Here is a 24134-nt window from a genome sequence, read left to right on the forward strand (position 1 = left end):
ACCGACATGTCGCCCACCCGACTCGGCCAGAACCAGTACGGCAAGGCGGAGACCCGCGTCGTCCGCGTCACCCGCGACGGCGGGACCCACCACGTCAGGGACCTCAACGTCTCGGTCGCCCTCTCCGGCGCCATGGACGACGTCCACACTTCCGGCAGCAACGCCGCCGTACTGCCCACCGACACCACCAAGAACACCGTCTTCGCCTTCGCCAAGCAGTACGGCATCGACTCCCCCGAGCAGTTCGGCATCCACCTCGCCCGGCACTTCGTCACGAGCCAGGGGTCCATCGAGCGGGCCAGGATCCGCATCGAGGAGTACGCCTGGGAGCGGATCACGCAGGAGCACTCCTTCGTCCGCGGCGGCCGGGAGACCCGCACCACCGAGGTCACCTTCGACGGCGGGCGGTGGCAGGTCGTCTCCGGCCTGAAGGACCTCGTGGTCATGAACACCACCGACTCCGAGTTCTGGGGCTTCGTCAAGGACCGCTACACCACGCTGCCGGAGACCCGTGACCGCGTCCTCGCCACCGAGGTCAGCGCCCGCTGGCGGTTCAGCTGGACCCGCGACGAGGAGCCCGCCCCGCCCTGGGAGGAGTCCTGGGCCGAGGTCCGCCGCCACCTCCTCGACGCCTTCGCCGGCACCTACTCGCTCTCCCTGCAGCAGACGCTGTACGCGATGGGCGAGCGGGTCGTCGAGCACCGCCCCGAGATCGCCGAGGTGCGGCTCTCGCTCCCCAACAAGCACCACTTCCTCGTCGACCTCGAGCCGTTCGGCCTGAAGAACGACACCCCCGACAGTGCGGTGTACTTCGCGGCCGACCGCCCCTACGGCCTCATCGAGGGCACGGTCCTGCGCGACGGCGCCGAGCCCCGCATCCCGGTGACGGACTGAGAGGCCCCCCGCCATGACCGCCCCAGCAGAGCGCATCGTCATCGAGAACTGCGCCGTCGCCACCGTCGACGCGCACGGCACCGAGCACCCGGCCGGCCACGTCGTCGTCGCCGGCAACCGCATCGAGTCCGTCGGCGCGGGCCCCGCCCCCGCCGCACTCGACGGCGTCGTACGGAGGGTGGACGGCACCGGCCACCTGCTCACCCCCGGCCTGGTCAACACCCACCACCACTTCTACCAGTGGCTCACCCGGGGCCTGGCCACCGACCACAACCTCTTCGACTGGCTCGTCGCCCTCTACCCCGTCTGGGCCCGCATCGACGAGCGGATGACCCACGCGGCCGCCCAGGGCTCCCTGGCGATGATGGCCCGCGGCGGGGTCACCACCGCCATGGACCACCACTACGTCTTCCCACGCGGCACCGGCGACCTGTCCGGCTCCATCATCCGGGCCGCCTCGGACATGGGTGTGCGCTTCACCCTCGCCCGCGGCTCGATGGACCGCGGCGAGTCCGACGGCGGCCTGCCCCCGGACTTCGCCGTCGAGACCCTCGACGAGGCACTCGCCGCCACCGAGGAGACGATCGACCGGCACCACGACGCCTCCCCCGACGCCATGACGCAGATCGCCGTCGCGCCGTGCTCGCCGTTCTCGGTCTCCACCGAACTGCTGCGCCAGGGAGCCGGACTCGCCCGGCGCAAGGGCGTGCGATTGCACACCCACGGCAGCGAGACGGTGGAGGAGGAGCAGTTCTGCAAGGAGCTGTTCGGCATGGGACCGACGGACTACTTCGAGTCCACCGGCTGGCTCGGCGAGGACGTGTGGATGGCGCACTGCGTCCACATGGGCGACTCCGACATCGCCGCCTTCGCCCGCACACGGACCGGTGTCGCCCACTGCCCGTCCTCCAACGCCCGCCTGGCCGCCGGCATCGCCCGCGTCCCCGACATGCTCGCCGCCGGCGTCCCGGTCGGGCTCGGCGTGGACGGCACCGCGTCAAACGAATCGGGCGAGCTGCACACCGAGTTGCGCAACGCGCTGCTCATCAACCGCCTCGGCGCCCACCGCGAGGCGGCGCTGACCGCCCGTCAGGCCCTGCGGCTGGGCACGTACGGCGGCGCCCAGGTGCTCGGCCGGGCCGCGGAGATCGGTTCCCTGGAGCCGGGCAAGCTCGCCGACCTCGTCCTGTGGCGGATGGACACCCTCGCCCACTCCTCGATCGCCGACCCGGTCACCGCGCTGGTCCTCGGCGCGGCGGCCCCCGTCACCCTCTCCCTGGTGAACGGCCGGCCGGTGGTGGAGGACGGCCGGCTCGTCACCGCCGACGAGGAGGCCATCGCGCGCGCCACCCGTGACGAGGCCCGGCGGCTCGCGCGGATCGCGGGCCTGGCGAGCTGACCGCCGCGGTCATCCGCTGACCCCGGCCGGGGGAGGGACGGCCCCCCGGCCGGTGCCGGGCCCCGCCCTGCCCGGGGCGGGGCCCGGCGTTCGGCGTTCGGCGTGCCCAGGCGTTCAGCGCGCCCCTGCCGCCTGCGCCCCGGCCGCTTGGGCCCGGTCTAGCGGGCCGCCGGGCCGCGGCCCTGGGAGCGGCCCTGGGCCTCGCGCCGGACGGCGCCGCCGCGGGCGACGGTGTACAGGTCCGTCGGGACCGGCCAGCCCTTCTGCCCGGCGTGGTCGCCGTTGAGCCTGCGGGCCCACTTGCTGTAGTCGGTCTCCAGACCGTTCCCGGTGATGCGGATGCCGGGCGGCACCATCCGGGCGGCGCCCGAGGCCGGCTCGGCCACGGTGTGCCGCAGGGTGATGAACAGAGCCTGGTTGGCGGGGTGGTCGGGTCCGGCGTCCAGGTGCAGGGCGACGACCTCCCGGCGCACCGGCAGCCACAGCCGCAGCGCGGCCCGGGCCGACCGGGGGAGCGTGAACTCCTGCCGCGTCGCGGCGGTCCGGCCGGGCAGGTTCACGGTGAGCCGGATGCGGGACTCCTGCGCGGACAGGTCGGTGACGTCGGCGGCCACCAGGCCCTCGCGGGGCACCGCCGTCGCCCACAGCACCTCCAGCGCCGCCAGCAGCCGCAACCGGTACGGCTCGCGGCGCGGCTCCACGGGGGTGCTCAGCGCCCGGCGCAGCACGATGTGCCCGGTGAAGTCCAGGGGCTCCTTGGTGTGCTTGGACCACGGGCGCATCCCGCGGGCCTGCCACCCGAACGCGGGGCGCCCGGCGGCCCGGTTGAGGTCGGCGATGCCGTCCATGATGTCGCGCTGGCTCGCCGGGGTGAGCTCCCTGCCCACTTGCCCGGCCCGGGTGCGGTACAGGCCTGCCGCGATGCGGCCGAGCACGGTCTCCGGCCGGCCGGGGTGGCCGAGGACGGCGTCGTCGAACAGGTCGTCGAGGCTGTGCAGCGCCTGCGACGGTACGTCGGCGGCCGCCCGTTCCAGCACGGCGGTGGCCTTCCTCAGCCGTTCCTCCCGGGAACGGGACGTGGCGATGTGCGGGTCGGTCAGGGCACGTTCCAGGACGGCGCGGAGCTGGCGGAGGGCGGGCGCGTTCACGGCAGCAGGGTAGGGGTCGGCGGTGACAGACGGGCGGAGAAAAGTAATGCGAGGGTCGAGAGCACCTCGCGCCGAGAGCACCTCGCGCCACGGAGCCGGGCGGTTCAGTCCCGGCAGACCGCCAGGAGTGCCATGTCGTCGCTGCGGGGGCCGCCGGTGTGCGCGTGGACGTCGTCCAGGAGGGCGTCGAGCAGTTCGGCGGGGCCGGTGAACGGCACCCCGGCCAGCCGGGTGACGGGGTCGTAGAAGGTGCCGCCGGCGTCGCGTGCCTCGGTGACGCCGTCGGTGTGCATCAGCAGGGCCGAGCCGGGCGGGAAGGGGACCGTGTCGGCCTCGTCGGTCACGTCGCCGAGGCCCATGCCCAGGGGCAGGGCGTGACCGGCGGGTTCGGCGTAGCGCACGGTGCCGTGGTGCAGCACCAGCGGGGGCGGGTGGCCGCGGTTGACCAGGCGCAGTGCGGTGCCGCCGGGCGGGAACTCGGCGAGGACGGCGGTGGCGAACCACTCCAGGCGGTCCATGCCCTCGCGGCGTTCGGCCTCGCGCCACAGCGCCCGGTCCATCCGTGTCGCCACCCCCGCGAGGGTGGGTTCCTCGTCGGCGGCCATGCGGAACGCGCCGAGCACCACGGTGGCCGCCTCCACGGCCGCCATGCCCTTGCCGCGTACGTCGCCCATGATGCAGCGCAGCCCGTAGGGCGTTTCCTGGACGGCGTAGAGGTCGCCGCCGATCTCCGCCTCGGCCTCCGCGGTCTCGTAGCGGGCGGCGATGCGGTACGGCCCGACGCGCCGCGGTGGCACGGGCAGCACGGCCCGTTGCACGGCGGCGGCGACGCTGCGTGCGGAGCGCAGCCGGACGTCCCGGATGTGGAGCAGGCGGTTGATGAACACGGCGACGACGGCGACCGCGCTGATCGACAGCAGTTCGCTGATGCCGCCGGGGCCGCTGATGTAGCCGAAGTGGCTGAGGATGCCCGCGTCGGCGGCGATGGCGCCCAGCCCGACCAGCACGGTGCCGGTCAGGGACATCAGGGGGGCCGCGAGCATGGGGGCCACGGAGTAGAAGGCGGTGGCGCTGAACTGGGCGGGGGTCAGGTAGTCGACCAGGAAGCCGCCGACGAGCAGCACGACGGGGAGCAGTCGGACGTACCTCAGTACGTCGCGTCCTTCGTCGGGGAGGTCCTCGCCCCCACTCGCCACGCGTGTGCTCCTGCCGTCGCTCTCGGGTCGCCGGACTGGATCCCAGGGTCCCCGTGGTCCCGTCGACGGGCCAGCCGTGGCGGTCCCCGCGGGTGAACGGCGGGGTGGTCGCCGGGCTCCGGGTAGCGCGCCGCGGCCGCTCGGGCGAGGCTGGGGTCACGACCCGTGAGCACAGGGAGCAGCAGCGATGATCCGCACCGACGCCCTCAACGAGCCGGCCGTCCGCGCCTTCGTCTCGGCGGTGAACGCCGGGAACCGAGAGGCCTTCGAGGCCGCGCTCACCGAGAACGCGACGATGTCCGACGACGGCTCCGACCGCAACCTGAAGGAGTGGGCGGACCGCGAGATCTTCGAGTCCCACGGCCACATGGACGTGCAGTCCCAGGACTCCGCGGGGCTCACCCTGATCGCCGACTACCGCAACGACGCGTGGGGCGAGATGCGCACCAAGTGGCGCTTCACCGTGGACGACGGCAAGGTCAGCCGTTTCGACACCGGCCAGGCCTGAGCGGGCCGGCCGGGTGGTTCAGCCGCCCGTCCCTTCGCGGTACGCCAGCAGGTAGCGCCAGAACAGCAGGCGCCTGATGCGGCTGCCCGGCAGCAGTTGGGCCGCTTCGGTACGGATCTGCGGCAGGGGTGTGCCCGGTGGGTGTACGGGGGCCCGGACCGGATGCGGTTCGTGGCCGCGGATCCGGTCGGCGGCGGCGACGGCGAGCCGGGCGGCGGCGTTGACGGGGACGGCGGCCAGGCTCACCGCCCAGTCGGCGGGGGTGCGCTCGGGGTAGCAGCCCAGGACGAGCAGGGTCCCGCCGGGGGCGAGCGCGGCGCGCAGCGCGGTGACCGTGGCGAACGGCACGTGGTGCAGGCTGGCCAGGCAGGTGATGAGGTCGTAGTGGGCGGTGGGGAGGTCCACGCGGGTGACGTCGGCGACGCGGAAGGTGACCCCGGGCGCGGTCCCGGCCGCGGCCACGGCTTCCGGGGAGGCGTCGATCGCGTCGACCCGTAGTCCGCGGGCGGCCAGGCGCCGGGCGAAGCGGCCGGTGCCGCATCCGACGTCCAGGGCGGTGAGCGCGCCGGGCGGGACCTTGCGCAGGAGCAGCCGGTGGTAGTGGTCGTTGTGGTCAAAGGGCATGTGGCGTGCCCTTCCGGGCGATGAGGTCGGCGAGGGGTCCGGGCGTGCCCTTGGCGACGGCGCGCAGCGGGACGCCGGCCTTGGCCGCGTACGGCGTCTTCATGTCGAGGCAGCCGGAGTCGGCCGTCGCTGCGGCCGGTTCGCCGTCCTCGGGTGCCCCGAGGCCGAGCATGGGGTGCGGGCCGGGGATGGGCCCGTCCGCCTCGCCGTCCACCGATATGTGCAGGCTGGGCCTCACGGCGCGCGGTCGTGGTGCTGGCATGCCGACGATCATGCCAGCGCCCCCTGGCCCGGTGCGTGTGTTTTCCCGTGACGGCCGGCGGGTTCGGCGGGGGTGGCGCGCGGGGCCCCGGCGGGTGCGGCCGGGGTCCCGCGCGGGAGGGTCAGTCGAGCAGTGCGTACGCGGGCAGGGTGAGGAAGTCGACGTAGGTCTCGTCGAGTGCCGTCTTCAGCAGCAGGTCGTGGGCCTGCTGCCAGCGGCCCGCGGCGAAGGCCTGTTCGCCGATGTCCTCGCGGATGGCGGCGAGTTCCCGGTCGGCGAGGGAGCGTACGAGGTCGGCGGTGGCCTTCTCGCCGTTGTCGGCGAAGACGACGCCCGCGTTGACCCACTGCCAGATCTGGGAGCGGGAGATCTCGGCGGTGGCGGCGTCCTCCATGAGGTTGAAGATGGCGACGGCGCCCAGGCCCCGCAGCCATGCCTCGATGTAGCGGGTGCCGACCTGGACGGCGTTGCGCAGTCCCTCGTAGGTGGGCTTCGCCTCCAGGGAGTCGACGGCCAGCAGGTCGGCGGCGGTGACGTGGACGTCCTCGCGGAGCCGGTCCTTCTGGTTCGGCCGGTCGCCGAGGACGGCGTCGAAGGACGCGCGGGCGATCGGCACCAGGTCGGGGTGGGCGACCCAGGAGCCGTCGAAGCCGTCGTGGGCCTCGCGGTCCTTGTCGGCCTTGACCTTCTCGAAGGCGACCGCGTTGACCTCGGCGTCGCGCCGGGAGGGGATGAAGGCGGCCATGCCGCCGATGGCGTGGGCGCCGCGCTTGTGGCAGGTGCGGACCAGGAGTTCGGTGTAGGCGCGCATGAAGGGTGCGGTCATCGTCACGGCGTTGCGGTCGGGCAGGACGAAGCGCTCGCCGGCGTCGCGGAAGTTCTTGACGATGGAGAACAGGTAGTCCCAGCGGCCCGCGTTGAGGCCGGAGGCGTGGTCGCGCAGCTCGTGGAGGATCTCGTCCATCTCGAAGGCCGCGGTGATCGTCTCGATGAGGACGGTGGCGCGGATGGTGCCCTGTGCGATGCCCAGGTGGTCCTGGGCGAAGACGAACACGTCGTTCCACAGGCGGGCCTCGAGGTGGGACTCGGTCTTGGGGAGGTAGAAGTAGGGGCCTTTGCCCTTGGCGAGCAGGCGTCGCGCGTTGTGGAAGAAGTACAGGCCGAAGTCGACGAGGGCGCCGGGGACGGGCTCGCCGTCGACGGTCAGGTGGCGCTCGTCGAGGTGCCAGCCGCGGGGGCGGGTGACGACGGTGGCGAGTTCCGTCTCGTCCTTCAGGGCGTAGGTCTTGCCCTCGGGGGAGGTGAAGTCGATGCGGCGTTCGTAGGCGTCGATGAGGTTGACCTGGCCCCCGATGACGTTCTCCCAGGTGGGGGCGGAGGCGTCCTCGAAGTCGGCGAGCCAGATCCGGGCGCCGGAGTTGAGGGCGTTGATGGTCATCTTGCGGTCGGTGGGGCCGGTGATCTCCACCCGGCGGTCGTCGAGCGCGGCGGGGGCGTCGGCGACGCGCCAGTCGCCCTCGCGGATGTGGGCGGTCTCCGGGAGGAAGTCCAGGGTGCCGGTGCGGGCGATCTCGGCGCGGCGGTCCTTGCGCTTGGCGAGGAGTTCGGCGCGGCGGGGCGCGAACCGGCGGTGCAGTTCGGCGAGGAAGGCGAGCGCCGCGTCGGTGAGCACCTCCTCCGCGCGCTCGACGGGGGGTGCGGTGTCGGCGACGACGGCGTGCGGTGCGGTCCCTGGTGCGGACATGAACCTGACTCTCCTCTTGCCGATGAGGGGTGCCGTGCGGCCGGGGGAGCCGGGCGGCCACCGCGCTCCGGCCCTGGCACGGGGTGCCGGACGGGGCGGTTTTCGGCTGCGAGGCGCGCCGACCGTACGGGCGCTTCTGCTGGGTGGAGCATAGTTTTTGCATGGTGGAAGTTCAACGTTTTGTGGCACCCGGTGCAGGGGGCTCCGGCGGGTGCGCCAGCAGCCACAGGTCGTCCGGGGTGTCGATGTCGGCGGGGACCGCGACGTCCCCGCACTCGACGCGTGCGATCGCCTCCTCGTGCCGCTTCAGGTAGGAGCGTGCCCCCTGGTCGCCGACCGCACTCGCGGCGATCGCCGCCCAGTGGGCCGCGCCCAGCAGGATCGGGTGGCCCCGCCTGCCGCCGTACGTGGCGCAGGCGAGGGTGCGCGGCGAGGCGTAGGCGGCCACCACCCGGGCCACCGCCGTGGCGCCGATCCCGGGCTGGTCCACCAGTGCCACGACCACGGCCGGCGCGCCGGTTCCCGTCAGTGCCTCCAGGCCGGCGCGCAGCGAGGAGCCCATGCCCTGCTCCCAGTGCGGGTTCACGGTGAGGGCGTAGTCGTCCAGGGCGGCCTGTCGGCGCACCTGCGCGGCGGCCGCGCCCAGCACGATGTGCACCGGGCCGCAGCCGGCGGCGCGCAGCGCCCGCGCCGCGTGCTCGACCAGCGGCCGGCCGTCGTACTCCAGCAGCGCCTTCGGGCGGCCGCCCAGCCGTCTGCCCCCGCCGGCCGCCAGCAGCAGTCCGGCGACGGCGCCCGTGCCCGCGTCGCGTTCCATGCCCCCTGGATACCGTGGACGGGGAGCGGGGGAAAGGACCGGCCATGACGCGCTGGATCATCGCCGTACGTCACGGCGAGAGCGAGGCGAACGCGGCCTTCGCCCGCGGCAGGTCCCTGGAGGGGGTCAGGGACGCCGACGTGGCGCTGACCGCGCTCGGGCGGGAGCAGTCGGCCCGGCTCGGCGGCGACCTGCTGGCGCTGCCCGGCGCCGAGGCGCCCGGCCGCGTCGGCTGCTCGCCCTTCGAGCGGGCCCGGCAGACCCTGCGCGCCGTCGAGGAGGCCGGTACGGCCGCGGGCCGCGAACGGCCGCCCGTCACCTACGACGAACGCCTCCGGGACCGCGGCATGGGCCTGCTGGAACTGCTCACCCCGCAGGGGATCGGCGAGCGCTTCCCGGAGGAGGTGCGGCGGCGCGAGCGCGAGGGCGAGGCCGCCTACCGCCCGCCGGGCGGGGAGTCGCCGCGGGATGTCGAGGCCCGCGTCGGGGACTTCCTGGCGGACGCCGTCGCCCGCCCGGGGCCGCCCCTGCTGCTCGTCACGCACGACGCGGTGGTGCTGGCGCTGCGCCGGCTGCTCGGGCCCCCGCCGCCGGGCGACGCCCGCGTGGTCAACGCCTCGATGGCCCGCTGGCGGCGTGACGGCGCGGGGCACTGGGAACTCGTGGACTGGAACCGAACCGCGGCCCCCGGACGTTAATGTCGGCAAGTCGTCACGGGAGGCAGGAAGTTACGGCGGATTTCGCTCTCCGTATAGCGGGGGAAGCGCTCCGTCGCGTTTACTGTCCTCCCCGATACGGCGGACCGGATGGGGCCGGCCGTCCATGGGAATCACCGGGGGCCTACCTGTGGGGGACGTATCTGTGGTGAAGGACATGGCCGCCCGCGCGGCGGTCGACGACGAGGGGACCCTCGACCCGAGGGTGACCGCCCTGCGGGCCGCGGTCGCCCGTTGTCGCCGTGAACTCGCCGGGTACCGCGCCAACTTACCGGACCGGCACATCGCCGAGGACGAGCTCTCCGCGCTGGCCGCCGCCGCGGCCGCCGGCGTCCCGGACGTCCTGCGGCTGCGTCGCGGCCTGCTCGTGATCGCCGGGGCGCTCGGCTCCGTCAGCGCCCTGGCCGGTGCCCTCACCGAGGTCCGGCGGGCGATCGAGCTGTTCGGCACCCCGCGTCCCGAGTGACGCGGGGTGCCCGCGGGGCCGGTCAGCCGAGCTCGGCCAGCCGGGGGACGGCCGGCGCGCAGTGGCTGTCGATCCAGCCGGCCGGTTCGGCGTCCGGCGGCACCACGATGACCGTGTCGATGCCGAGTTCGGCGTAACCGGCCATCTCGGCGACGAAGGCGTCGGTGTCGCCGGCGCGGAGGGAGTCGCCGACGAAGAGCATGGTCTTGCGGATCCGCGCGTAGTCGCGTCCGGCCTCGTCGCAGTGTGCGCGCAGCACGTCCAGCTTGTGCGCGACGTCGGCGGTCGAGGAGGCGAAGAGGTTGCAGGCGTCCGCGTACCGGGCGACCAGGCGGAGCGTCTTCCGCTCGCCGCCGCCCCCGATCATGATCTCGGGGCGGGGCGTGCTCACCGGGGGCGGCGTGCAGCGGGTCTCCGCCAGCGAGTAGTGCGCGCCCTTGAAGGGGCCGTCGTCGTCCTGGTCCCACATCTGCAGGCAGATCCGCAGCGTCTCCTCCAGCCGCTCGAAGCGCTCCGCGAGCGGCGGGAAGGGCACGCCCAGGCCCAGGTGCTCACGCTCGTACCAGGCCGCGCCGACGCCCAGGGTCGCCCGGCCGCCGGACAGCACGTCGAGGGTGGTCGCGATCTTCGCCAGCAGGCCGGGATGGCGGTAGGTGATCCCCGTGACGAGGACGCCCAGCCGTACGGAGGAGGTGCGGGCGGCGAGGAAGCCCAGCGTCGTGTAGGCCTCCAGCATCGCCGCCTCGGCGCCCCCGTTGTTCTCCATCTGGAAGTAGTGGTCCATCACCGACAGCCAGCCCGCGCCGGCCGACTCGGCGGCCTCGCCGGCCGCGGCGAGCGCGGGCGCGAGCCCGGCGGGTCCCTGGGGGTGGTCGAATTTCGTGAGGTGCAGGCCCAGTTGCATGGTTCTCCCCGTCCGGGGTCGTGGTCGCTACGGTGACGACCGTAGGCCTTGGAGTGCGCTCGAGGTCAAGCCACCGTGAGACCGCCGAGGGGTGCCCCGAGCCGCCCTGAGCCGCCCCTCACACCGGTTCCGCGCCGGCCGGCACGGGGTCCTCGGCCGGCGCGGCGCATTCGCGTCGCCTCGACGTCGCGTGCGACGGCCTGGGCGAGCGGCATCCGCAGCACGAGCGCGATGGGTGCGACCCCGAGGGCCACGACGCCGGCCCCGCCGCCCGCACGGACACCGGACCCGGCGGGCGGAATCGTGACGCCCCGGGTCAGGCGGCGCCGTTGCTGGCCAGCGCGGACGACAGTTGCCGTGCCACGCCCTGCAGCACCGGCACGATCTTCTCCGTGGCCGCCTCGGTCACCCGTCCGGCGGGTCCGGAGATGGAGATGGCGGCGGCCGTGGGGGAGTCGGGGACGGTGACCGCCAGGCAGCGGACCCCCACCTCCTGCTCGTTGTCGTCCACGGCGTAGCCCTGGGCGCGGATGTGCTCCAGTTCCGCGAGGAAGACGTCCGGGTCGACGATGGTCCGCTCGGTGGCCGCCGGCATCCCGGTGCGGGCCAGCAGGGCCCGTACCTCCTCCGGCGGGACGTGCGCCAGCAGGGCCTTGCCGACTCCCGTGGAGTGCGGCAGGACGCGCCGTCCGACCTCGGTGAACATCCGCATCGAGTGCCGCGAGGGGACCTGGGCGACGTAGACGACCTCGTCCCCGTCCAGGAGCGCCATGTTGGCGGTCTCGCCGGTCGCCTCGACCAGTTCCGCCAGGTAGGGGCGGGCCCAGGTGCCCAGGAGGCGGGCCGAGCTCTCGCCGAGGCGGATCAGCCGGGGTCCCAGCGCGTAGCGGCGGTTGGGCTGCTGGCGTACGTAGCCGCAGTCGACCAGGGTGCGCATCAGGCGGTGGATCGTGGGCAGGGGCAGTCCGCTGCTCGCGGACAGTTCGCTGAGGCCCACCTCCCCGCCCGCATCGGCCATCCGCTCCAGCAGGTCGAAGGCGCGTTCGAGGGACTGCACGCCCCCGGCGCGGTCTGACGCCACGTTTCCTCCCCAGGCGGACGGTGTAGTGGTGCAGCCTACCGACCCTGACCAGGCATGCGATCGCCGTTCGGGGCGGTCGTGGGCGCGGCGGTGGCCGGTGGGCGCGGAAAACGCATTCCATTGGGTGGAATTCTCCAACTGTACTGCCGGAGCCTTCCGTGGTGCCCGGGCAGGGGTTGACGCAGGCTCGGGCGCGAGCGGAGGATGCATTTCAACAGAACGTTGAATTTCTGTGGGACGCCGGTGGAAGGGGAACGCGTGTCCGAGGCCGCTGACGGGATCGAACTGGTGCTGCGTTCACCACGGGTGGTCACACCGCAGGGCGAGCGCCCCGCCGACGTGGCCGTCGCCGGCGGCCGGATCGCCGCCGTCCTGCCGTACGGGACCGAGCCCCCTCCCGGCGCCCGCCTGGTCGACCTCGGCGCGGACGCCCTGCTCCCCGGCCTGGTCGACACCCACGTGCACGTCAACGACCCCGGCCGCACCGAGTGGGAGGGCTTCGAGACCGCCACCCGGGCGGCCGCCGCCGGCGGCGTCACGACGCTGATCGACATGCCGCTCAACAGCGTCCCCCCGACCACCACCACCGCCCACCTGGAGGTCAAGCGCGCGACCGCCCGCGGCCGGATCCACACCGACGTCGGCTTCTGGGGCGGCGCCGTCCCCGGCAACACCAAGGACCTGCGCCCGCTCCACGACGCCGGGGTCTTCGGCTTCAAGTGCTTCCTGCTGCCCTCGGGCGTCGAGGAGTTCCCGCAGCTCGCCCCGGCCGAACTGGAGGAGGCGATGCGCGAGATCGCCCGCTTCGACGGGCTGCTGATCGTCCACGCCGAGGACCCCCGGCTCATCGACGGCGCCCCGCAGCCCTCCGGGCCCGCGTACGCCGGCTTCCTCGCCTCCCGCCCCCGCGCCGCCGAGAACGCCGCCGTCGAGGCGCTGATCGCCCTCGCCCGCCGCCTGGACTGCCGGGTGCACGTCCTGCACCTGTCCTCCGCCGAGGCCCTGCCCCTGATCGCCGCCGCCCGCCGCGACGGCGTACGCCTGACGGCCGAGACCTGCCCGCACTACCTCACGCTCACCGCCGAGGAGGTCCCGGACGGCGCGACCGAGTTCAAGTGCTGCCCGCCGATCCGCGAGGCGGGCAACCGGGAGGCCCTGTGGCAGGGCCTGCTCGACGGCACCCTCGACTGCGTCGTCTCCGACCACTCGCCCTCCACCGTCGACCTCAAGCACCTCGACACCGGCGACTTCGGCGCCGCCTGGGGCGGGATCTCCTCCCTCCAGCTCGGCCTGCCCGCGATCTGGACCGAGGCCCGCCGGCGTGGCGCCACGCTCGCCGACGTGGTCCGCTGGATGGCGCGGGGCCCGGCGCGGCTGGCCGGACTCACCACCAAGGGCGCCGTCGCGCCGGGCCATGACGCCGACTTCGCCGTCCTGGCGCCCGACGAGAGCTTCACCGTGGACCCGGCGGCGCTCCACCACCGCAACCGGGTCACCGCCTACGCGGGCCGCACCCTCCAGGGGGTCGTACGGAGCACCTGGCTGCGCGGCGAGCGGATCGCCGACCACGGCACCCCGGCCCACCCCTCCGGCCGCCTCATCACAAGGGAGAACGCGTGACCGCCACACCCCGGTACACCGGCGCCGCCCAGCCGTACCCCGGAGGGGACCCCTACGCCGACTACCGCGGCGCCGACCTGCCCTTCACGGGCCTCGTCGACCTCGCCGACCGGCGCCTGGGCGCCGGGGTGATCGCCGCCAACGACGAGTTCTTCGCCGAGCGGGAGAACCTGCTCGTCCCCGGACGCCCCGAGTTCCGCGCCGAGCACTTCGGCCACAAGGGCCAGGTCATGGACGGCTGGGAGACCCGCCGCCGCCGCGGCACCGACGCCGCCGACCCGCACCCCGCCGACGCCGAGCACGACTGGGCGCTGATCCGCCTGGCCGCCCCCGGGGTCGTGCGCGGCCTGGTCGTGGACACCGCCCACTTCCGCGGCAACCACCCCCAGCAGATCGCCGTCGAGGCCACCTGCGCGCCCCTGGCCGCCGCGCCCGAGGACCTGCTCGCCGACGGCGTGCGGTGGACGGAACTCGTGCCCCGTACGGCCGTCGGCGGCCACGCCGCCAACGGCTTCGAGACGGCCGTGGAGCGCCGCTTCACCCACCTGCGGCTCAAGCAGTTCCCCGACGGAGGCATCGCCCGGCTCCGCGTCCACGGCGAGGTCGTCCCCGACCCGGCGTGGCTGACCGCGCTCGGCACCTTCGACCTGGTCGCGCTGGAGAACGGCGGCACCGCCGAGGACGTCTCCGACCGCTTCTACTCCTCCCCGTTCAACCCGATCCTGCCGGGCACGTCCCGCCGCATGGGCGACGGCTGGGAGACCCGCCGCCGCCGCGACAAGGGCCACGACTGGGCGCGCTACCGCCTCGCCGGGCAGGGCGTCGTCCGCGCCGCCGAGATCGACACCGGCTACTACAAGGGCAACGCCGCCGGCTGGGCCGCCCTGCTCGGCCGCGACGGCGAGGACGGCGACTGGTTCGAGATCCTGCCCCGCACCCCCCTGCAGCCCGACACCGTCCACCGCTTCGTGGTCGACGTCCCGCCCGCCACCCACGTGCGCCTGGAGACCTACCCCGACGGCGGCATCGCCCGGCTGCGCCTGTGGGGCTCGCTGACCGACGCGGGCGCCGACCGCCTCACCCGGCGGTGGGACGCCCTGGCCTGACGGGCTTCAAGAGGCGGCGGGCACGAGCCGCACCAGACCGAGCGAGGTGCAGTCGCCGGCCGTCGCCTGGACGGCGCGTACCGCCCAGCGGCCCGGAGGCAGTGGGACGGGGGCCTGTTCGGGCCTGCCGCCGCCGGGGTATTCGACGCCCAGCAGGCCGCCCGCCTCGGCGGAGTCCATGAGCACCGCGGGCCCGTCGCTCCGCCACGTCCCGGACGCCTCCCACCCGACGGCGGGATCGGCGAGAACCGCCTCGGCCGCCGCGACCAGTTCGGCCTCGGAGCCGGCGCCGCCCCAGCGCAGGAACGCCCGGTGCGCCGGGAGGTAGCACGTCCTGGCGGGCATGTCCCCGAGGACCAGCCCCTGTCCGCCGTCGCGGCCGACGGGGATCACCCCCGCGAGGTCGTCCACGGCGCAGGCCCGGTCGTAGTCGTCGGGGACGTCCCCGTCGCCGATGACCATCCCCTGCTCCGTGCAGCCGCCCCAGGCGGACAGGGCGGAGACGGGAACGACGATCAGCGGGCCGCCCATGGACTCCACCCACGCGGGGGCAGGCCGGGGCTCCGCGGAGACGTCGGGCGTGAAGGCATCCACGGCGCGAGTATGGCGCGCGGCGCCGACAGTGCGTCCCCTCCGGGGCCCCGGTGCCCCGGAGGGGGGTTGGTGCCGCGCGGCGCCGGCGTCTCCCTCGTACGCCGGCGCCGCGCGGGGTCGGTCAGCCCGCCGGCGTCAGCCGGAAGGACTGGGCGGCGGTGCCGTTGCAGGTGTACTGCTGCAGCAGGGCGCCGTCGGCCGTCGAGGCCGCCGTGACGTCCAGGCACTTGCCGCTGTGCCGGGCCGTGAGGACGTACGACCCGTCCGCCTGGAGCACCGGCTTCCACTGCTGGTTGGCGCCCGAGGACCACTGCCAGGTCTGCACCGGCACGGAGTCACCCGTCGCCGACGCCCCGCCGGTGACGTCCCAGACCTGCTCGGTGGCGGTTGCGTTGCGGTTCACCACCCGGTAGTAGCCGCCGTCGGTCGGGCGGAACTGCCACTGCTGGTTGGCCTGCCCGGCGACGCAGCTCCACTGCTGCACCGCGGTGCCGTTGGCGGTGCCCCGGTCCTTGGCGTCCACGCACTTGCCGGAGCCGGCGCCGGCCACCTGGTACCAGGCGGAGGTGCTGATGCCGTCCCCGCCACCGCCGTCACCGCCGGTCGGCGCACCGGACCAGGTGAACGTGGTCGTGGCGCGGGCGGGCAGGCTGTACGAGAAGTGCTGCCCGGCCTCGCGGACCGTGACCTGCTGGGCGGACGACGAGGCGTTGTGGGTGACCAGCACCCGCTGCCCGTCGGTGTTGACGAAGGCCGTGTTCCACACCGGGTCGGTGGCGTTGCTGCCGATCCGCACCGCGCCCGCGCGGACGAACTTCGTCAGCTGGCCCATCGTGTAGTACTCGACGGTGTAGTCGACCTGCCCGCTGCGCGCGTCGCCGTTCTGGACCGTGATCAGGCCGGTGCAGGTGCCGCAGCCGCCCGCGTGCGGGCCCATCGCCTGGTCCAGCGCCAGCGACCACTTCACGTAGGAGCGGGCCCAGTTGCGGGTGAAGCCGGTGATGTCGCGCAGGTCCTCCAGCTGCTGGTCGGTGACCCAGGTGCCGCCGGAGTGCTCGGTCTCGTACTGCGGCACGCCGGGGTACTGGCTCTGCACGGTGCTGCCCAGCGCGTAGTTCGGCGGGGTGGGCGCGTAGCCGTGCCAGGCGACGCCGCCGAAGAGCGGGTCGCCGCGCAGGGCGGCGTCGGCGAGCTGGCCGGCGCCGGTGCTGTTCCAGTCGCCGTGGTTCCAGTCGTGGATCAGCGCCTTGGTGGTGATCCCGGCCGAACGGAACGCGGGGAAGAGGTGGTTCTTGGTGAAGTCCAGCAGCGTGGCCGCCGTCCACTCCATCGTGGGGTAGCCGCTGTTCGCGCCGCAGCACTGGGGTTCGTTCTGCACCGAGACGTAGTCGACGTGGATGCCGCGCTGCTCGTACGCCTGCAGGTACTTCACGAAGTACTGCGCGTAGGTGTCGTAGAACTCCGGCTTCAGCTTGCCCATCTGGGTCAGCTTGCCGTTGTCCTTCATCCACGCCGGCGCCGACCACGGCACCGCCATGATCTTCAGTGCCGGGTTGAGCTGGCGCGCCTGCTGGGTCAGCGGCAGGACGTCGGCCAGGTCCCGGGAGATGGAGAAGTCCGACAGGTCGCAGCAGGTGTCGTCGTACGTGTAGTGACTGCGCGCGATGTCCGAGGCGCCCATGGGGTTCCGCAGGAAGCCCAGGCCGATGCCCTCCGTGGGGGAGAACAGCTTGCGCATCGTGGCGTCACGGGTGGCCGCCGACAGCGCGCCGGAGGAGTTCATCAGCCAGGCGGCGCTGTCGGTGAAGGACGCCCCGCCGCCCTCGAAGGGCTGGTAGCGGGCGGCGGGGTCGACCGTGATGACCGTGCCGCCGCTGCCGTTGCCCGCCTCGAAGGCGGCCGGGGTCTGCGCCTGTAGGCCCTTGACGACGGTCCTGCCGTCGGAGGTGGTGGTCATGGTGACCTGGACGGCCGTGGCGGCGGCCGCTCCCGGTCCGGCGAGCACCAGCCCGGCTAACGCCGCGGCGACCGCCGCGAGCACGGCGACCAGGCGTCTGACGTGGGGGGAGTGTGGCATCGCGGATCTCCTGTGTGGGGGGTGGAGACGGGATGGCGAGGGAGGTCAGGCCGCGCTGCGGGCGCGGCGCCGGTGGGCGGCGATGATGTCGGCGTAGCGGCGGCCGCTGCCCTTCACGGTCCGGCGCTGGGTCGCGTAGTCGACGTGGACGAGGCCGAAGCGCTTGGCGTAGCCGTACGCCCACTCGAAGTTGTCCAGCAGCGACCAGGCGAAGTAGCCGGCGAGCGGGGCACCGCCGCGCACGGCACGGGCGCAGGCCGCCAGGTGCTCCTCCAGGTAGGCGGTGCGCTCGGGGTCGTGGACCTGCCCGTCGGGGCCGACGTGGTCCTCGTACGCCGAGCCGTTCTCGGTGACGTAGATCTTGCGGGCGCCGTACTCCTCGGTCAGCCGCAGCAGCAGCCGCTCCAGACCGCCGGCGTGCACCTCCCAGTCCATCGCGGTGCGGCGGACGTCCGGGACGCGTACGGCACGGGTGTGGGGGACCGGCCCCGACGGGTCGTCGGCAACGATGTCACGGAAGTAGTAGTTGAGGCCCAGCCAGTCCAGCGGCGCGGCGATGGTCTCCATGTCACCCGTCTGCACGGGCAGTTCGACCCCGTACAGCTCCAGCATGTCCTGCGGGTAGCCGCGGCCGTGGATCGGGTCCAGCCACCAGCGGTTGGTGTGGCCGTCGGAGCGCAGCGCCGCGGCGACGTCCTCGGGACGGTCGGAGGCCGGCTCGCAGGGGCTGAGGTTGTTGACGATGCCGATCTGCGCGTGCGGGACCGCGGCGCGCAGCGCCTGCACCGCCAGGCCGTGGCCCAGGTGCAGGTGGTACGAGGCGCGGACGGCGGCCGTCAGGTCGGTGAGGCCGGGGGCCATCACGCCCTGCAGGTGGCCGATCCAGGCCGAGCACAGCGGCTCGTTGAGCGTCGCCCAGTGGGTGACCCGGTCCCCGAGCCGCTCGGCCACCACGGCCGCGTAGTCGGCGAAGCGCAGCGCGGTCTCGCGCTCCGGCCAGCCGCCGCGGTCCTGCTGCGCCTGCGGCAGGTCCCAGTGGTACAGGGTGGGGAAGGGGGTGATGCCGGCCTCAAGCAGGCCGTCGACCAGGCGGTCGTAGAAGGCCAGGCCCGCGGGGTTGACCGGCCCGCCGCCCTGCGGCATCACGCGCGGCCAGGCGAGGGAGAAGCGGTACGCGTCCAGACCGAGCCGGCCCATCAGGCCGATGTCCTCCGGCACGCGGTGGTAGTGGTCGCAGGCGACGTCACCGGTGTCGCCGCCTGCGACCTTCCCCGGCGTGCGGGAGAAGGTGTCCCAGATGGATGGTGCACGGCCGTCCTCGGCCACGGCTCCTTCGATCTGGTAAGCGGCCGTCGCGGCGCCCCACACGAATCCGTCGGGGAGGGCGCTGAGGTCGAGGGTCACGGACTGCCTTTCGTTCGGGGGACGCTGAGGGGCGGTGGCGCTCACTTGACGGCGCCGGCGGTCAGCCCGGCGACGAGGTAGCGCTGCAGGAGCAGGAACCCGGCGACCACGGGCACGCTCACCACGAGCGAGGCGGCCATGACCTGGTTCCAGTACACGTCGGTCTGGGTGGCGTAGCCCTGAAGGCCGACGGCGAGCGTGCGGGTGGTGTCGTTGGTCATGACGGAGGCGAACAGGACCTCGCCCCAAGCCGTCATGAAGGCGTACACGCAGACCGCGACGATGCCGGGCACGGCGGCCGGGACGACCACCCGGAACAGCGCGCCCAACGGCCCGCAGCCGTCGACCATGGCGGCCTCGTCCAGGTCCCGGGGGATCGAGTCGAAGTAGCCCGCCAGCATCCAGATGGAGAAGGGGAGCGAGAAGGTCAGGTAGGTCAGGATCAGGCCGCCGCGGCTGCCGTACAGGGCGATGCCCGTCGCGTTCCCGAGGTTGACGAAGATCAGGAAGAGCGGCAGCAGGAAGAGGATGCCGGGGAACATCTGGGTGGACAGGATCGTCACCGAGAAGAAGCGGCGCCCCTTGAAGTCGTAGCGGCTCACCGCGTACGCCGCGAAGATCGCCACCGCGACCGAGCACAGCGTCGCCCCGCCCGCCACGAGCAGCGAGTTCACGAAGTACCGGGCGAGCGGCACGGTGTGCCAGATGTCGGCGTAGGGGCGCAGGGTGAAGCCGCTGGGGAACCAGCGGAACGGGCCCTGCACGTCCTGCAGCGGCTTCAGCGACGAGACGACCATGACGAACACCGGCGCCAGCGCGAAGGCCGTCAGCACGGTCAGCACGATCCGGCGGGTCCACACGAAGGAGCGCGGCGCGGCCATGGGGCTGCGGACGTCAGGCATCCTTCCTCCTCAGGGAGGTCGCGAGCAGGTAGAGCACCGTCACGACGAGCAGGAACAGCAGCAGGAGCACGGACATCGCCGAGCCGGAGCCGAAGTTCCAGGTCACGAAGGACGACTGGTAGATGTGGATCGAGATCAGGTCCGCGGCGTCCGGCGCCGCCCGCCCGAACAGCACGTAGGGCGTGTTGAAGTCGTTGAACGTCCACAGGAACAGCACCAGCACCAGCACCTGGTTGACCGGGCGCAGCGACGGCAGGGTGATCCTGCGGATCTGCTGCCAGATCCCGGCGCCGTCCATCGCCGCCGCCTCGTACAGCTCGCGCGGGATGTTCTGCAGACCGGCCATCAGGCACAGGAAGGCGAACGGCCACTGCCGCCACACCGACACCGTCACCAGCGCGTAGAAGCTGTTGTCGCCGATCAGCCAGAAGGGCCGGCCGTCGGTGAGGTGCAGCTGGTCGTGGATGACGTGGTTGATCATGCCGGTGTCGCGCTGGAACATGAACGACCAGGTGATCACCGCCGCGTAGACCGGCAGCGCGTACGGCACCAGGAAGACCGCGCGCAGCAGTCCGCGGCCGCGGAAGGCGTCCTGCATGAGGATGGCGGCGGCGGTGCCGAACAGCCAGGACAGCCCGACCGCCAGCACCGTGAACTCACAGGTGACGAGGAAGGACTTGAGCAGGTCCTCGCCGACCGGGGCGTTGAAGTCCACCGCCACGCGGTAGTTGTCCAGGCCCTTCCAGGGGGCGGCGGACCAGTCGCTGATGAAGAACTGCGTGAGCTCCTTGAAGCTCATCACGACGCCGACGACCATCGGCACCAGGTGGATGAGCAGTTCCAGCGCGAGGGCCGGCAGCAGCAGGACGTACGGGAGCGACGCGCGCCGCAGCCGCGCCGGCAGGCGCAGCCGCGACAGCGGGGCCCTCCCCCCGGCGGCCCGCCGGCCGCCGGGGGAAGGCGTCTTGGAGCTGTGCCGGACGGGCGGCACGGTGGCGGTCATCGGTTCCTTCACGCTCACGACGCCGGCATCTGCTGCTGGGCCTTTTCGAGGGCGGCCTTGACGCTGTCGGTGGTGACCGGCTTGCCGGCGGCGGCGTCGGCGAACAGGTCCTTCATCGCGGTGCCGACGGCGGTCTCGAACTGGCTCTCGTTGGCGACCTGCGGCAGCGGCGCCGCGCTGTTGGCGAGCGCGTCCGCGAGGACCTTCAGGTCCGGGGTGGCGAAGGCCGGGTCGGACTGGGCGGCCTTGACCGGCGGGAGCGAGCCGTAGGTGCCGTTGAGGAGTTTCTGCTCGTCGTCGCTGGTCATGAACTTCACGAACTTCAGGGCGCCGTCGACGTTGTCGGTCTTCTTGAAGACGGCCAGGTTGATGCCCGCGACCATCGAGTTCACGGCGGTGTCGCCGGAGGCGCCGGCGGCCTGGAACGGCACCTGGGCGACGCCGTAGTCCTCGGGCTTCATGCCGTGGGACTTCAGCGAGGAGCCGGCGGCCTGCCACAGCAGCATGGCGGCCTTGCCGGTGGCGAAGTCGGCGACGGACTGGTTGGCGGCGTACTCGGCGTTGCCGGGGGCCGCGATCTTGTCCTTGGCGATGAAGTCGATGTACTGCTTGACGGCCGCGACCGCCTCGGGGGTGGTGAACGTCGGCTTGCCCGAGGCGTCGAAGAAGTCGGCGCCGTGCTGCTTGCCGAAGACGAAGGCGTGGTGGACGTTCTCGGAGAGGTTGCCGCCCTCGACGGCGAGGCCGTACTTGCCGCCCTTGGTGAGCTTCTTGCCGTCGGCGACGAGCTCGTCCCAGGTGGCGGGCGGGTTGGCTATGCCCGCGTCGGCGAACATCTTCTTGTTGTAGTACAGGCCGTACGCCAGCGAGTACAGCGGGACCGCGGCCGGGTCCTTGCCCTCGGCGCCCGTCGCGCCCAGGGCCGAGGAGACGAAGCGGTCCTTGCCGCCGATGGCGTCGAAGGCCTTGGCGTCGAAGGGGCGCAGCGCGCCGGTGGCCTGCAGCGAGGCGGACCAGGTGTTGCCGATGTTGAGCACGTCGGGGCCCTGGCCGGAGGTGGCCGCGGCGAGGATCCGGTTGAGCAGGTCGGACCACGGGATGACCTCGAGCTTGACCTTGATCCCGGTCTGCTTCTCGAACTTCTTGAGCTCGGGCGTCAGGGTGGCCTTGTCCGCCTCGAGGCTGGCGCCCTGGTTGCTGGCCCAGTAGGTGAGCTCCTTGGGGCTGCCGTTGCCGCTGCCGTCGGTCGAGGAGCCGCCGCCGCACGCGGTGGCGGAGGCGATGAGCGCGGCCGCGAGCGTCACGGCGGCCGTGGTACGGGTGATGTGCATGACCGGGGATCCCTCTCCAGGGTGGGTGCCTTCGGGAAGTGAAGAACGTCACGCCTTAATTCAAGGCGTGATTTAACGTCTGAGAAAACCTGGCGTCAAGACTTGGCGCAGCGATAGATTCAGCCGGGGAGGGAGCACCATGGCAGACCGAGGCAAGCGGACCGTACGCGACCTGCGGCGGGGCAACCGTTCGGCGCTCTTGCGTCACCTGTACTTCGAAGGACCCCTCAGCCGTCAGGAGTTGGCCAGGGACACCGGACTGAGCACAGGTTCCATCAGCAACGTCGTGGCCGAGCTCGTCGCCGACGGCGTCGTCGAGGAGGCCGGCTCCGTGGAGTCCGACGGCGGGCGCCCCCGCGTCATGCTCAAGGTCGCCCCCCGCCACGGCTTCCTCATCGGGGTCGACGTCGGCGAGACCCGGGTCCGCGTCACCCTCTTCGACCTCGCCCTCACCGAACTGTCCTCCACCGACCGACCGCTGGCCGACAGCGGTCACGACGTCGCCCTGGTCGTCCAGCTCATCCTCGACGGCCTCTCCGTCGTCCTGGAGGACAGCCGCGTCGATCCCGCCCTCGTGCTCGGCGTGGGCATCGGCGTGCCCGGCATCGTCGAGCAGGGCACCGGCGGCGCCGGCGCGGTCGTCCACGGCCAGACCATCGACTGGGACGCCGTCCCCCTCGGCGCGCTGCTCGCCGAGGGCACCGCCCTGCCGCTCCACATCGACAACGGCGCCAAGACCCTCGGCCAGGCCGAGATGTGGTTCGGCGCCGGGCGGGGCGCCCGCAACGCCGTGATCGCGCTGCTCGGCTCCGGGGTCGGCGCCTGCGTGGTCGCCGACGGCAAGCCGTACCGCGGCGCCAGCAGCAGCGCGGGGGAGTGGGGCCACACCACCCTCCAGGTCGGCGGGCGGCGCTGCCGCTGCGGCGCCCGCGGCTGCCTGGAGGCCTACGTCGGCGCCGAGGCGCTCATCGAACGCTGGGACGCGCCGACCGGGGTGAGCGAGGAGGCCGCGATCGCCGCCCTCCTCGACGCCGCCGAGGCCGGTGAGACCGCCGCCGTCGCGCTGCTCGACGAGACCGCCGAGTACCTCGGCGCGGGCATCGCCGACCTCGTCAACCTCTTCAACCCCGAGCGCATCGTGCTGTCCGGCTGGACCGGCCTGATGATCGGCCCCCGGCTGCTCGACGCGGTCCGCGAGGCCACCGCCGCCTACGCGCTGCACCACCCCTGCGCCCAGACCTCCATCGAGCTGGGCCGGCTCGGGACGGACGCGGTCACGGTCGGCGCCGCCACCCTGCCGCTCGCCCGCTTCCTCGACGCCGGCGGCCGCCCGCCCGCCCCCGCCGCACGCCCGGAGGAGCAAGCGGAACCGAATCGTCCGGGTCGTTCGTTGTCGGGTACATCCGTCTGAACGAGGACGTCCCGAGACCACCCGGAGCACCGCAGTGACCCTGAAGCAGCAGATCGTCGGCAACGCCATGCAGATGGCCGTGTGCACCCTCCAGCCCGGCCAGACCGTCTACTGCGAGGCGGGGAAGTTCCTGTTCAAGACCGCGAACGTGAGCATGGACACCCGCCTGGCGGGTCCCGGCGCCCAGCGCGAGGCCCAGGGCGGCGCGGCGGGCGGCGGCATGGGCGGCATGCTCCGCCAGGCGATGGGCACGGCCATGCAGGTCGGCCAGCGGATGCTCGCGGGCGAGAGCATCGCCTTCCAGTACTTCTCCGCGAGCGGCGGCGAGGGCACCGTCGGCTTCGCGGGCGTCCTGCCCGGGGAGATGCGCGCCCTGGAACTGGACGGGTCGCGCGCCTGGTACGCGGAGAAGGACGCCTTCGTGGCCGCCGAATCGACCGTCGACTTCGGCATCGCCTTCCAGGGCGGCCGCACCGGCACCAGCGGCGGCGAGGGCTTCGTCCTGGAGAAGTTCACCGGCCGCGGCACGGTGATCATCGCGGGCGCGGGCAACTTCATCGACCTCAACCCCGCCGACTTCGGCGGCCGCATCGAGGTCGACACCGGCTGCATCGTCGCCTTCGAGGACGGGGTCCGTTACGGCGTGCAGCGCATCGGCGGGCTCAACCGGCAGGGGATCATGAACGCCGTCTTCGGCGGCGAGGGGCTGTCGCTGGCGACCCTGGAGGGCAACGGGCGCGTCATCCTGCAGTCCATGACCATCGAGGGCCTGGCCAACGCGCTGAAGAAGGCCCAGGGCGGCGACAAGCAGGGTCCCACCGGCGGCCTCTTCTCCACCCACGCCGGCTGACGCCGTCCCGCGGGCTCACGTACGAGCCGTGCGCGCGGCAGCGGCGGGGCGCAGGCCGGGACGCAGGTCGAGCATCG

Annotated in this window: 23 protein-coding genes; 9 read left to right on the forward strand and 14 right to left on the reverse strand. The window is 73.2% G+C overall.

The window, feature by feature from the left end; translation table 11 throughout:
* Nucleotides 1-6: 6 nt before the first annotated feature.
* Entirely contained in the window at nucleotides 7-894 is an 888-nt protein-coding gene (pucL, locus tag AC1VWI_RS33360; RefSeq protein WP_499514723.1) for a factor-independent urate hydroxylase, read from the forward strand.
* A gap of 13 nt (nucleotides 895-907) precedes the next feature.
* Nucleotides 908-2293: an 8-oxoguanine deaminase gene (locus AC1VWI_RS33365; RefSeq protein ID WP_499514724.1), complete on the forward strand. Its 1386-nt coding sequence runs from the start codon at nucleotides 908-910 to the stop codon at nucleotides 2291-2293.
* Nucleotides 2294-2451: 158 nt separating this feature from the next.
* Here the strand turns inward: AC1VWI_RS33365 and AC1VWI_RS33370 are convergent, their stop codons facing one another.
* Entirely contained in the window at nucleotides 2452-3441 is a 990-nt protein-coding gene (locus AC1VWI_RS33370; protein WP_499514725.1) for a hypothetical protein, read from the reverse strand.
* Between the two features lie 104 nt (nucleotides 3442-3545).
* Nucleotides 3546-4637, reverse strand: a complete 1092-nt coding sequence (locus AC1VWI_RS33375; RefSeq protein WP_499514726.1) for a PP2C family protein-serine/threonine phosphatase — start codon at nucleotides 4635-4637, stop codon at nucleotides 3546-3548.
* Nucleotides 4638-4824: 187 nt separating this feature from the next.
* Between AC1VWI_RS33375 and AC1VWI_RS33380 the strand changes: the two genes are divergently transcribed.
* The gene (locus tag AC1VWI_RS33380; RefSeq protein WP_499514727.1) at nucleotides 4825-5145 is read left to right on the forward strand and encodes a nuclear transport factor 2 family protein; all 321 of its coding nucleotides are present in this window, start codon (nucleotides 4825-4827) and stop codon (nucleotides 5143-5145) included.
* A gap of 18 nt (nucleotides 5146-5163) precedes the next feature.
* On the opposite strand, the gene AC1VWI_RS33385 is transcribed toward AC1VWI_RS33380, so the two are convergent.
* From AC1VWI_RS33385 to AC1VWI_RS33400, 4 genes are all read right to left on the reverse strand, one after another.
* Nucleotides 5164-5769: a class I SAM-dependent methyltransferase gene (locus tag AC1VWI_RS33385; RefSeq protein ID WP_499514728.1), complete on the reverse strand. Its 606-nt coding sequence runs from the start codon at nucleotides 5767-5769 to the stop codon at nucleotides 5164-5166.
* Nucleotides 5759-6031: a hypothetical protein gene (locus AC1VWI_RS33390; protein WP_499514729.1), complete on the reverse strand. Its 273-nt coding sequence runs from the start codon at nucleotides 6029-6031 to the stop codon at nucleotides 5759-5761. The genes AC1VWI_RS33385 and AC1VWI_RS33390 overlap by 11 nt, the downstream gene beginning before the upstream one ends.
* A 121-nt stretch (nucleotides 6032-6152) precedes the next feature.
* The gene (gene aceB, locus AC1VWI_RS33395; protein ID WP_499514730.1) at nucleotides 6153-7775 is read right to left on the reverse strand and encodes a malate synthase A; all 1623 of its coding nucleotides are present in this window, start codon (nucleotides 7773-7775) and stop codon (nucleotides 6153-6155) included.
* A gap of 172 nt (nucleotides 7776-7947) precedes the next feature.
* Nucleotides 7948-8592, reverse strand: coding sequence for a nucleotidyltransferase family protein (locus AC1VWI_RS33400; RefSeq protein WP_499514731.1), 645 nt, complete (start codon nucleotides 8590-8592; stop codon nucleotides 7948-7950).
* A gap of 44 nt (nucleotides 8593-8636) precedes the next feature.
* Between AC1VWI_RS33400 and AC1VWI_RS33405 the strand changes: the two genes are divergently transcribed.
* A complete protein-coding gene (locus AC1VWI_RS33405; RefSeq protein ID WP_499514732.1) occupies nucleotides 8637-9290 on the forward strand; it encodes a histidine phosphatase family protein in 654 nt (217 codons plus the stop codon).
* A gap of 175 nt (nucleotides 9291-9465) precedes the next feature.
* Complete coding sequence (locus AC1VWI_RS33410; protein ID WP_499514733.1) at nucleotides 9466-9774, forward strand: DUF5955 family protein; 309 nt, start codon at nucleotides 9466-9468, stop codon at nucleotides 9772-9774.
* A gap of 22 nt (nucleotides 9775-9796) precedes the next feature.
* On the opposite strand, the gene AC1VWI_RS33415 is transcribed toward AC1VWI_RS33410, so the two are convergent.
* Together AC1VWI_RS33415 and AC1VWI_RS33420 are read right to left on the reverse strand one after the other, a co-directional pair.
* Nucleotides 9797-10678: an LLM class F420-dependent oxidoreductase gene (locus tag AC1VWI_RS33415; RefSeq protein WP_499514734.1), complete on the reverse strand. Its 882-nt coding sequence runs from the start codon at nucleotides 10676-10678 to the stop codon at nucleotides 9797-9799.
* A gap of 316 nt (nucleotides 10679-10994) precedes the next feature.
* Entirely contained in the window at nucleotides 10995-11759 is a 765-nt protein-coding gene (locus tag AC1VWI_RS33420) for an IclR family transcriptional regulator (protein WP_499514735.1), read from the reverse strand.
* Between the two features lie 258 nt (nucleotides 11760-12017).
* Here AC1VWI_RS33420 and allB point away from each other — a divergent pair, with 258 nt between their 5' ends.
* Nucleotides 12018-13379: an allantoinase AllB gene (gene allB, locus AC1VWI_RS33425; protein ID WP_499514736.1), complete on the forward strand. Its 1362-nt coding sequence runs from the start codon at nucleotides 12018-12020 to the stop codon at nucleotides 13377-13379.
* Complete coding sequence (gene alc, locus AC1VWI_RS33430) at nucleotides 13376-14485, forward strand: allantoicase (RefSeq protein WP_499514737.1); 1110 nt, start codon at nucleotides 13376-13378, stop codon at nucleotides 14483-14485. The genes allB and alc overlap by 4 nt, the downstream gene beginning before the upstream one ends.
* Nucleotides 14486-14491: 6 nt before the next feature.
* On the opposite strand, the gene AC1VWI_RS33435 is transcribed toward alc, so the two are convergent.
* The 6 genes from AC1VWI_RS33435 to AC1VWI_RS33460 all read right to left on the reverse strand — a co-directional run bounded on the left by AC1VWI_RS33435 (nucleotide 14492) and on the right by AC1VWI_RS33460 (nucleotide 21796).
* Nucleotides 14492-15079 carry an Imm21 family immunity protein gene (locus AC1VWI_RS33435; RefSeq protein WP_499514738.1) on the reverse strand — a complete coding sequence of 196 codons (588 nt, stop codon included), beginning with the start codon at nucleotides 15077-15079 and terminating at the stop codon, nucleotides 14492-14494.
* Nucleotides 15080-15200: 121 nt separating this feature from the next.
* Entirely contained in the window at nucleotides 15201-17156 is a 1956-nt protein-coding gene (locus tag AC1VWI_RS33440; RefSeq protein ID WP_499514739.1) for an RICIN domain-containing protein, read from the reverse strand.
* Between the two features lie 45 nt (nucleotides 17157-17201).
* Nucleotides 17202-18560: a GH1 family beta-glucosidase gene (locus AC1VWI_RS33445; RefSeq protein WP_499514740.1), complete on the reverse strand. Its 1359-nt coding sequence runs from the start codon at nucleotides 18558-18560 to the stop codon at nucleotides 17202-17204.
* Nucleotides 18561-18601: 41 nt separating this feature from the next.
* Nucleotides 18602-19462, reverse strand: coding sequence for a carbohydrate ABC transporter permease (locus tag AC1VWI_RS33450; RefSeq protein ID WP_499514741.1), 861 nt, complete (start codon nucleotides 19460-19462; stop codon nucleotides 18602-18604).
* Complete coding sequence (locus AC1VWI_RS33455) at nucleotides 19455-20465, reverse strand: carbohydrate ABC transporter permease (RefSeq protein ID WP_499516975.1); 1011 nt, start codon at nucleotides 20463-20465, stop codon at nucleotides 19455-19457. The genes AC1VWI_RS33450 and AC1VWI_RS33455 overlap by 8 nt, the downstream gene beginning before the upstream one ends.
* Before the next feature lie 14 nt (nucleotides 20466-20479).
* On the reverse strand, nucleotides 20480-21796 hold the full coding sequence (locus AC1VWI_RS33460; protein WP_499514742.1) for an ABC transporter substrate-binding protein: 1317 nt from the start codon (nucleotides 21794-21796) through the stop codon (nucleotides 20480-20482).
* Nucleotides 21797-21935: 139 nt separating this feature from the next.
* Here AC1VWI_RS33460 and AC1VWI_RS33465 point away from each other — a divergent pair, with 139 nt between their 5' ends.
* Both AC1VWI_RS33465 and AC1VWI_RS33470 read left to right on the forward strand, forming a co-directional pair.
* Complete coding sequence (locus AC1VWI_RS33465; RefSeq protein WP_499514743.1) at nucleotides 21936-23207, forward strand: ROK family transcriptional regulator; 1272 nt, start codon at nucleotides 21936-21938, stop codon at nucleotides 23205-23207.
* A gap of 34 nt (nucleotides 23208-23241) precedes the next feature.
* Nucleotides 23242-24057 carry an AIM24 family protein gene (locus tag AC1VWI_RS33470; protein ID WP_499514744.1) on the forward strand — a complete coding sequence of 272 codons (816 nt, stop codon included), beginning with the start codon at nucleotides 23242-23244 and terminating at the stop codon, nucleotides 24055-24057.
* The last annotated feature ends 77 nt before the right edge of the window (nucleotides 24058-24134 follow it).

Source organism: Streptomyces sp. TOM-9 (assembly GCF_056858595.1).

Coding starts and splice junctions, on each gene's coding strand:
- pucL (WP_499514723.1), top strand. CDS start 7: ATGTCGCCCACCCGACTCGGCCAGAACCAGTACGGCAAGGCGGAGACC.
- AC1VWI_RS33365 (WP_499514724.1), top strand. CDS start 908: ATGACCGCCCCAGCAGAGCGCATCGTCATCGAGAACTGCGCCGTCGCC.
- AC1VWI_RS33380 (WP_499514727.1), top strand. CDS start 4,825: ATGATCCGCACCGACGCCCTCAACGAGCCGGCCGTCCGCGCCTTCGTC.
- AC1VWI_RS33385 (WP_499514728.1), bottom strand. CDS start 5,769: ATGCCCTTTGACCACAACGACCACTACCACCGGCTGCTCCTGCGCAAG.
- AC1VWI_RS33390 (WP_499514729.1), bottom strand. CDS start 6,031: ATGCCAGCACCACGACCGCGCGCCGTGAGGCCCAGCCTGCACATATCG.
- aceB (WP_499514730.1), bottom strand. CDS start 7,775: ATGTCCGCACCAGGGACCGCACCGCACGCCGTCGTCGCCGACACCGCA.
- AC1VWI_RS33400 (WP_499514731.1), bottom strand. CDS start 8,592: ATGGAACGCGACGCGGGCACGGGCGCCGTCGCCGGACTGCTGCTGGCG.
- AC1VWI_RS33405 (WP_499514732.1), top strand. CDS start 8,637: ATGACGCGCTGGATCATCGCCGTACGTCACGGCGAGAGCGAGGCGAAC.
- AC1VWI_RS33410 (WP_499514733.1), top strand. CDS start 9,466: ATGGCCGCCCGCGCGGCGGTCGACGACGAGGGGACCCTCGACCCGAGG.
- AC1VWI_RS33415 (WP_499514734.1), bottom strand. CDS start 10,678: ATGCAACTGGGCCTGCACCTCACGAAATTCGACCACCCCCAGGGACCC.
- AC1VWI_RS33440 (WP_499514739.1), bottom strand. CDS start 17,156: ATGCCACACTCCCCCCACGTCAGACGCCTGGTCGCCGTGCTCGCGGCG.
- AC1VWI_RS33450 (WP_499514741.1), bottom strand. CDS start 19,462: ATGCCTGACGTCCGCAGCCCCATGGCCGCGCCGCGCTCCTTCGTGTGG.
- AC1VWI_RS33455 (WP_499516975.1), bottom strand. CDS start 20,465: ATGACCGCCACCGTGCCGCCCGTCCGGCACAGCTCCAAGACGCCTTCC.
- AC1VWI_RS33460 (WP_499514742.1), bottom strand. CDS start 21,796: ATGCACATCACCCGTACCACGGCCGCCGTGACGCTCGCGGCCGCGCTC.
- AC1VWI_RS33465 (WP_499514743.1), top strand. CDS start 21,936: ATGGCAGACCGAGGCAAGCGGACCGTACGCGACCTGCGGCGGGGCAAC.